Raw genomic sequence first — 7,867 nt, 5'->3', positions numbered from 1 at the left:
GGAACGCCAAAATTTCAACATTCCATTACTAATTGGTGGCGCAACAACTTCCAAAGCACATACGGCTGTAAAAATAGATCCAGAATATAAAAACGCAGTTGTGCATGTCAATGATGCATCAAGAGCAGTAACGGTTGTGGGAGATCTGCTAAACAAGAAAAACTCAAAGAAATATCGTGACAAACTAAAACAAGATTATGATGAGTTTCGTGAGAAATTCTTAAAACGTAAAAAAGCAAAATCATACATCTCTTTAGCGGCGGCACGACAAAAAAAATATAAAATAGATTGGGAAACGAGTACTATTGTAAAGCCAAAAGAACTTGGTATTCAGAAACTCACACAACTCAGTCTTAAAGAATTAGTTCCGTATATCGATTGGAGTCCATTTTTCCGTTCATGGGATTTGCATGGGCGTTTTCCTGCAATTCTTACGGATGACGTAGTTGGCGAGCAAGCCACACAATTATATGCTGATGCACAGGAAATGATTGCCGAAATCATTGCGAAACAATCGCTAAAAGCAAAAGCAATTTTTGGGTTGTTTGAAGCAAATACGATTCATGATGATGATATCTCAATTCAGAAAAAAGGAAAAGAAATAGGTGTTTTTAGAACGCTTCGTCAACAACAAGACAAGCGTGCAGAAGTGCCAAATATAGCATTGGCAGATTTTGTGGCACCAAAAGAAAGTGGAAAACAAGACTACATGGGCGCATTTTGTACGGCTATTTTTGGAGCAGACGAATTGGCAAACAGTTACAAAGAACAACAAGACGATTACAACGCAATTATGGCACAAGCAATTGCGGACAGATTTGCAGAAGCATTTGCCGAATATTTGCACAAACAAGTGCGAACTAAACATTGGGGTTATGGAGTTGATGAAAATTTAACCAATGAAGAACTCATCAAAGAAACCTACAAAGGAATTCGTCCTGCGCCAGGATATCCTGCTTGTCCCGATCATTTGGAAAAAGAAACGATTTGGGAATTGCTAGATGTTGAAAAAGTCATTGGCGTTTCGTTAACCGAAAGTCTTGCCATGTGGCCAGCTGCAGCCGTTTCAGGATACTACTTTGGAAACGCAGAAGCCAAGTATTTTGGACTTGGAAAAATAAAAAATGATCAAGTGGAAGATTTTGCTAAAAGAAAAGGAATCACACTAGAAAAAGCACAAAAATGGTTGCATCCTACGTTGGCGGATTAACCCGCGTTAGTGATAGCAGCGGCATCCTTTTTAATATAGGAAACGTCATTACGAGGAGAAATCGACGAAGTAATCTGCTTCATGAAAGCACAGACTGCCACGAGTTTTCTAAAGATTTTTGCAATGACAAATTGTTTAAAAAGATATAGCGGATAGCACGACCGAAGGGAACGCCCGAAATGAATAATGAATGACGAATGTTGAATATCGAATAAAAGAATAATGAATGTTGAATATCGAATGTTGAATAACGAATAAAAGAATATCGAATAATGAATAGTGAAGTTAAAAGTGATGCGAGAGAAACAAATCAACGAATTAACAAATACACAACACAAATCAACAGATAACAAAAAAATAGATTCCTGTCTACACAGGAATGACAAAATTAAGGAAAAAAGAAAAATATAAGAGCCGAGTAAGCAAGTCTCAATACTAATTACTCAAAACTCAATACTAGAAAAACATGAAAGTAACAGATCATATAGCGCAATCGGAAGGGAAAACATTATTCTCTTTTGAAATTTTACCACCATTAAAAGGACAAGATATTCAATCGATATTCGATAATATTGATCCGTTAATGGAATACAAGCCGCCATTTATTGACGTAACGTATCACCGAGAAGAATATACGTTTAAGGAGTTGGAAAATGGCTTATTAAAGAAGCAAGTTGTGAAAAAACGTCCGGGAACGGTTGGAATTTGTGCGGCAATTCAGAACCGATATCAAGTAGATGCCATTCCGCATATTTTGTGTGGTGGATTTACAAGGGAAGATACTGAAAACTTCTTGATCGATTTGGATTTTTTAGGAATTGACAATGTGGTTGCGTTACGTGGTGATGCTGTAAAAAGCGAAACATATTTTAAACCACAAAAAGAAGGACACCGATATGCATCCGAATTGGTGAGTCAGATACAAGACCTAAACAACGGAAAATATTTGGATGAAGAATTACAAAACTCTTCAAAAACAAACTTTTGTGTTGGCGTGGCAGGATATCCTGAAAAACACATGGAAGCACCGAGTTTAGATTCGGACATTCACTTTTTAAAGAAAAAGATAAAAGCGGGCGCGGAATATATTGTGACGCAAATGTTTTTTGACAATCAGAAGTTTTTTGAGTTTGTAGAAAAATGTAGAAAAGAAGGCATTACTGTGCCAATTATTCCAGGTTTAAAACCGATTGCAACACGCAAACAGTTGAATTTAATTCCACATCGTTTTCACGTAGATTTACCAGACGATTTAATTATGAATGTCGTTCGTTGTAAAGACAACAAAGCGGTGCGTAAAGTCGGAATTGAATGGTGTATACAGCAGAGTAAAGAGTTGGTTGCGGCTGGCGTGCCAATTTTACATTATTATTCTATGGGAAGATCGAGCAATATTCAAGCGATTGCTAAAGAGGTATTTTAGCAAAAAAGTTGGTGCAAATACAATAAAAAAAGAGGCTGTCTGAAAAGTTGCAATTTTGTCAAACCGAACTTGATTCGGTTTCTCATAACAATTGATAATCAGCTTTATGAGATTCTAGATCAAGTCCAGAATGACGGCTTTTAGAACTTTTAAGATAGCCTCTTTTTACATGCGATAAATTCTTCTTGCTATAAATCACCTGAAGGATCAAAAATACCACAGTTTCTATTTCCATAACATCTAGTATAATCTATGGTTTGGCACCAATTTTCAGATTCACACAGATATACTGATTGCCAAGTTCCTCCTTTTACACTATTTGCATTTAAGTTAGAAATAGAATCTTTCTTTAGTTTTAACTTAGTAATTGACTTTTTTTTCATGATTTTAAGTTTTATGGTTATCTTTCAAAATACAAAAAAACAACAGCAATAATATCGGTTTTGCATTACTAGAAGTATGTGTTCAACGTATTTAACAAAAAAAAAGAGAGCAACTAAAGTTGCTCTCTTTTATTATATAATTGAATCGAAATTTTAATAAAAATTGGTTCTCGGATCAAACAAACCAAAATTTGAATTCCTGTAATATTCTATGAACTTTGTAGGTTCACAAAAATAAATTACTGATTCGCATATATAATATGAATCTCCAAATTCGCTTTTAGCAACATGTTCATATTGGCTAAAAACTGATTACTTTTTATGTTTTAACTTATCAATTGACTTTTTTTCATGGTTGTAATTTTTAAGTTAGATTTTTAATTTTGAATGGTTATTCTCAAAATTTAAAAAGTTTGATCAGTCGGAACTTTGTAGATTTGACAATTAAGTTCTCCTCTGCAACGCGTAAAATCGATAGTTTCACAGAAAGCATTTGAAGGACAAAATAGTGTTCCTGTATAATTTCCTCCAGAAACTGCATCTGCATTTAAAGCAGAGATAGAAGATTTTTAAGTTTTAACTTACTAATAGATTTTTTCTTCATGGTTGTGATTTTAGTATTCCGAAAGTATAAAAAACGTCACAAAAATGACTTTGGTTTTACATTACTAGAAGTACGTGTTCGCTGTATTTAACATTTGGAGCAAAAAAAAAGAGGAATGCCTTAAATTCCTCTTTTAACTAAACATAAAATCGATTATTTTAGAAATCAGTTTTTGTAATTGCCTTGTCAGACAACATATTATAGCATCGCGGATATTCTATTTGTGATAGATACCTATTCTAATTCTTTAGAAATTAAAATGACATCAAGCTATTTCAAGAGAAAAATTTGTGTAAAACTTTTTATCCGCAAATGGTACAATTCATTACTTCGATTTGGTGTTGTAAAACTACTAAAAAACAATAAGTTAGTATACGGGTTTTACAGTACTTTCATTACGTGATTGCTGTAAGTATTTATTAAAACCAAAAAAAGGAACGTTTTGCCGTTCCTTTTTTTCATACTTTCAACGATAAATTAGCGTTGTGGCTCAGTGTAAATTTGACATATAAATTCTCCATTACATGCCGTATAATCGATAGTTTCGCAGAAATTTACTGAAAAACAAAATAGTGTATTTCCAGTTCCTCCTGTTACAGCATTCGTATTCAAATTTGAAACGGCTGCTTTTTTAAGCTTTAATTTGTGGATCGATTTTTTTTTCATGATCTAAGTTTTTTTTTATTTGCATAAATATATAGAAACGAAATAGTTAGCGGTAGCGGTTTTCCAATACAACAAGTAGGTGTATGCTGTAGTTAACATTTAAAAAGTTCGCTCAGCAAAAAAATGAAGGAAATAGAACCATTTTTAAAATATAAACTACATTTGTCCTCGCAATGAAAAAAGTAGTTTACCTCATATTCTTCTATTCGTGTTTCTGTAGTGCACAAGAAAGCACTTCTAAAAAAGAACAATCGCCCAAAGCGGCTACGATTGATGTCAATTATTTTAGTGGAAGTGTAGTGCGTCACAATAACGATATTTTACACCTTATTACAGGACATCCCGAAGGTGTTATTGTAAGTTACAGCCAAAAAACGTTTGGTAATGACGATTGGTCACAATTTTACAACTATCCAGATTATGGAGTTTCACTGAGCTTTCAAGACTTTAATAACAAAAATTTAGGAAAAAATGTAGCCTTATATGCGCATTACAATTTTTACTTTTTAAAACGAAATTTAATCCTGCGTATTGGACAAGGTTTGGCGTATACAAGCAATCCGTATGACAAAGTAAATAACTTTAGAAACATTGCATTTGGTTCACGATTGATGAGTAGTACCTATTTAATGCTCAATTACAAAAAGGAAAATCTATTCAAACGATTTGGTGTGCAGGCAGGATTATCATTCATACACTATTCCAATGCCAATGTAAAAGCGCCAAATACAAGTATCAATACGCTGGCTTTCAATGTTGGAGTAAATTATAATTTAGGAGATACTTCGCTGATGGATTTCCAAAAAGATGAAACTACTCAAAACTATAAAGAACCTATAAAATTTAATTTTGTATTACGTGCAGGAATCAATGAAAGTGATGCTATTGGAAGCGGACAATATGGTTTTACAATACTTTCTGCGTATGCAGACAAGCGTGTAGGACGAAAAAGTGCTCTGCAAATTGGGACAGAAATATTTTTCTCTAACTTTTTAAAAGAATGGATTCGATACAGATCAATTGCTTTTCCAGACGGAGAAGTCCAAGGCGACGAAGATTTTAAACGTGTAGGTGTTTTTGTTGGGCACGAATTATTCATTAATAAACTATCGGTTGTAACACAACTAGGTTATTACGCATACTATCCTGTCAATTTTGAAGGTAGAACATACATACGTATTGGAGTAAAAAGATACTTTGACAAAAAATGGTTTGCTGTATTAACGCTCAAATCACATGCAGCCAAAGCGGAAGCGGTAGAACTTGGTATAGGAATTCGATTGTAACAAATAAAAAATAAAAACTATTTAAATAGCAATCAAAAAACAGAAAGATGAAAAAAATATACTTCTTATTCATAACTATTTTGTTTATTTCTTGTGATAAAGAAGACATAAACGACTGTTTTCAAAGCTCAGGAAGTATCATTTCGGAAGTAGTAACGATTGCTGATTTCTCTAAAATAGAAGTCGGAGAAAACATTACCTTAGTCATAAAAGAAGGTGAACAACATGAATTAGAAATAGAAACTGGAGCCAATCTCATAAACGATGTCGCAGCAAAAGTTGTAGGAGAAACGTTGTTTTTATCAGACAATAATAATTGTAATTACTTCCGCGATTATGGAATTACAACCATTTACGTAACAACGCCAACTCTTACACAAATTCGCAGCAAAACACAATTTGAAGTACGCTCCGACGGAATGCTCACATTTCCGAACCTGGAATTAATTTCCGAAAACTTTACCAATAATAACGCTGCTTCTGGGGATTTTAAACTACAAGTGCAAAATCAGGAATTAAAAATTGTATTCAATAACCTATCAAATCTGTTTATTTCGGGAAGTACGGAAGAATTTATCATCAGTTTTCCAGGCGGAAACGCTAGAGTAGAAGCGGCTGATTTTATAGCGAAAACGGCGATTATATCTTCACGTGGTAGTAATGACATCATCATCAATCCGCAACAAAAACTTTCTGGGAATATCTACGGCACAGGCGATGTAATTGCGGTAAATCGTCCGCCAACCATTGACTTTACTGCGCATTATATAGGACAGCTTATTTTCAATTAATCACTTCATAAATAACAATATATATCTTCATTGAAATTGTTTTATTGAAGAAATAGAAATTCAATTTTTATCACCTTTGGTTCGCTTTTTTTTTAGGTGCTATTTTAAATGGAATTATAAAGAACTACACATTAACTCATTCCAAATATAGTTTTACTCATTCTTCATTTTTTAGGATATTAAAATTTCCGTAATTTGTAGTATAAATATAAAGAGAAATGAAACAGGTTGTTATACTATTGTTTTTTTGCTTAGTTCAAACAGAAAGCTATGCGCAAAACGAAAAAATTACTACAGCAACAATAGATAGTTTGTATGTAAAAGCATTAAACAATCGTTTTGATCTTACATTAAGCAGTGGTTATATATCTCTTGAACCAACAGCAGAAAGCAAACGTATCAAAAATAAACAAGTTTCAAATCGGTATAAATTTCCATCTTCAGAGGAATTAAAAATACGTGCATTACAAGAAAAAAAAACTATAGGTTTGATTCGTCTCGGACATAAAATCATTTCAAATGACACAATAGATATTAACTTAACAAACGTAGGATATACTGCGGAACAAATAAAACATTCAAACGGAATCGTAGTTTCTAATGAAATTTTTGCCATAAGTTGTGGTGGAACAAAAGGATATCAACCTTCCATGCGATTTGTGTATGATAAAATAAAAAATGATTGGATACTCATTTATAATTCATCAACCGAGACAGAAAATTAAAAATGAAAAGTATTGAGAATTTCAAAGAAACTATAAATTATAACCGAACCAATTCATTTGCCAAAATACCAAAGCACTTGTGCTGAGCCTGTCGAAGCAAAGCAAGTCTAAGAAGCAGTCAACTCCCGAAACAAACTCTCCAAGTTCTTATTTTTCTGATTAATTTGTAGCGTTTTTAAACTATTATCATGTGCAAAATCGAACACAGTCGGACGCATATCTTTCGTAGTACTAAACGTTAATTCATATACCAAACCACGCGTATTTACAACCTTTGTTACATGCGGAATCTGTCTAATTAATACATCTTCAATGCGATAATTAAACTCTACTTCAATTACTTGTTCTTGGTTTTTCTGTAACTTTGCCAAAGTTGTATCAGCAACAATTTCACCTTTATTAATAATAATCACACGATCGCAAATAGCTTCCACTTCTTGCATAATATGTGTAGACAGAAAAATAGTTTTTTCTTTTCCGATAGAAGTAATCAAATTGCGAATTTCGGTCAACTGATTCGGATCTAAACCAGTCGTGGGCTCATCCAAAATTAACACTTCCGGATCATGCAACAAAGCATTTGCCAAGCCAACACGCTGACGATATCCTTTAGATAATTCGCTAATTTTCTTTTTAGATTCTGGCAACAATCCTGTCATTTCAATCACCGTATCAATGCGCGATTTTGAAACCTTGTACACATTCGCATTAAACGCTAAATATTCGCGCACATGCATATCCAAATACAATGGATTGTGCTCAGGAAGATATCCAACACT

General features: G+C 33.5%; 8 protein-coding genes. 5 read left to right on the top strand and 3 right to left on the bottom strand.

Translation table 11 applies throughout. From position 1 onward, the window contains the following. A partial coding sequence (locus tag AB8B65_RS04390) for a vitamin B12 dependent-methionine synthase activation domain-containing protein (protein ID WP_405299641.1) occupies positions 1-1,210 on the top strand: 1,210 nt, incomplete at its 5' end. Positions 1,211-1,676: 466 nt separating this feature from the next. After that, positions 1,677-2,633 carry a methylenetetrahydrofolate reductase [NAD(P)H] gene (gene metF, locus AB8B65_RS04385; protein ID WP_405299640.1) on the top strand — a complete coding sequence of 319 codons (957 nt, stop codon included), beginning with the start codon at positions 1,677-1,679 and terminating at the stop codon, positions 2,631-2,633. A gap of 188 nt (positions 2,634-2,821) precedes the next feature. On the opposite strand, the gene AB8B65_RS04380 is transcribed toward metF, so the two are convergent. After that, the gene (locus AB8B65_RS04380) at positions 2,822-3,016 is read right to left on the bottom strand and encodes a hypothetical protein (RefSeq protein WP_405299639.1); all 195 of its coding nucleotides are present in this window, start codon (positions 3,014-3,016) and stop codon (positions 2,822-2,824) included. A gap of 1,081 nt (positions 3,017-4,097) precedes the next feature. Further along, positions 4,098-4,286 carry a hypothetical protein gene (locus AB8B65_RS04375; RefSeq protein WP_405299638.1) on the bottom strand — a complete coding sequence of 63 codons (189 nt, stop codon included), beginning with the start codon at positions 4,284-4,286 and terminating at the stop codon, positions 4,098-4,100. 173 nt (positions 4,287-4,459) lie between these two features. On the opposite strand from AB8B65_RS04375, the gene AB8B65_RS04370 reads away from it, so the two are divergent. The 3 genes from AB8B65_RS04370 (at position 4,460) to AB8B65_RS04360 (ending at position 7,088) form a co-directional block, all read left to right on the top strand. Next, a complete protein-coding gene (locus AB8B65_RS04370; protein ID WP_405299637.1) occupies positions 4,460-5,572 on the top strand; it encodes an acyloxyacyl hydrolase in 1,113 nt (370 codons plus the stop codon). Positions 5,573-5,619: 47 nt separating this feature from the next. After that, positions 5,620-6,363 carry a head GIN domain-containing protein gene (locus AB8B65_RS04365; RefSeq protein WP_405299636.1) on the top strand — a complete coding sequence of 248 codons (744 nt, stop codon included), beginning with the start codon at positions 5,620-5,622 and terminating at the stop codon, positions 6,361-6,363. A gap of 218 nt (positions 6,364-6,581) precedes the next feature. Then, positions 6,582-7,088: a hypothetical protein gene (locus tag AB8B65_RS04360; protein ID WP_405299635.1), complete on the top strand. Its 507-nt coding sequence runs from the start codon at positions 6,582-6,584 to the stop codon at positions 7,086-7,088. A gap of 107 nt (positions 7,089-7,195) precedes the next feature. Here the strand turns inward: AB8B65_RS04360 and AB8B65_RS04355 are convergent. After that, positions 7,196-7,867 (bottom strand): ATP-binding cassette domain-containing protein (locus tag AB8B65_RS04355; protein WP_405299634.1); only part of this gene is annotated, 672 nt, incomplete at its 5' end.

Origin of the sequence: Kordia sp. (genome assembly GCF_045105435.1) — a bacterium.
In the GTDB taxonomy this organism is placed as follows: domain Bacteria; phylum Bacteroidota; class Bacteroidia; order Flavobacteriales; family Flavobacteriaceae; genus Kordia.
The sequence above is the reverse complement of the archived record's forward strand: the minus strand, read 5'-3'. Positions and strand labels throughout refer to the sequence as shown.

Coding starts and splice junctions, on each gene's coding strand:
- metF (WP_405299640.1), top strand. CDS start 1,677: ATGAAAGTAACAGATCATATAGCGCAATCGGAAGGGAAAACATTATTC.
- AB8B65_RS04380 (WP_405299639.1), bottom strand. CDS start 3,016: ATGAAAAAAAAGTCAATTACTAAGTTAAAACTAAAGAAAGATTCTATT.
- AB8B65_RS04375 (WP_405299638.1), bottom strand. CDS start 4,286: ATGAAAAAAAAATCGATCCACAAATTAAAGCTTAAAAAAGCAGCCGTT.
- AB8B65_RS04370 (WP_405299637.1), top strand. CDS start 4,460: ATGAAAAAAGTAGTTTACCTCATATTCTTCTATTCGTGTTTCTGTAGT.
- AB8B65_RS04365 (WP_405299636.1), top strand. CDS start 5,620: ATGAAAAAAATATACTTCTTATTCATAACTATTTTGTTTATTTCTTGT.
- AB8B65_RS04360 (WP_405299635.1), top strand. CDS start 6,582: ATGAAACAGGTTGTTATACTATTGTTTTTTTGCTTAGTTCAAACAGAA.